This is a genomic window from Pseudomonas sp. HY2-MNA-CIBAN-0224 (assembly GCF_040310285.1).
Classification (GTDB): Bacteria; Pseudomonadota; Gammaproteobacteria; order Pseudomonadales; family Pseudomonadaceae; genus Aquipseudomonas; species Aquipseudomonas helleri.
Genome location: NZ_JBEOPQ010000505.1, coordinates 1 through 273 on the forward strand (window position 1 = coordinate 1; position 273 = coordinate 273).

Annotated in this window: 1 pseudogene; it reads right to left on the bottom strand. The window is 40.7% G+C overall.

The features are described 5' to 3' along the window. Positions 1–273 (bottom strand): annotated as a pseudogene (locus tag AAEZ03_RS27335) (hypothetical protein); the annotation flags it as partial.

Below are 273 nucleotides of genomic sequence, written 5' to 3' on the forward strand. Positions count from 1 at the left end.
TGGCCCGTATTTTTTTTTTGTCGTTTGCCTGGATTACCCCAGATAACCTCTAAGGTGGTACCTTCGATAGCATACTCAGTTTCAATAACCGCCAAAGAAATCATACGACGGTAATAAAACGAATAAATACGTCCGCTTGAAATACCTATACTGCGATTATCGATCTGTACCTCATCTGCCACAACAATAGAACTCTGCGTTGTCCAAATAGGATTGGCTGGGAATTCCATGAACTCAAAAGACTCACCAGACTCAAAATAAGAGGCATAGATA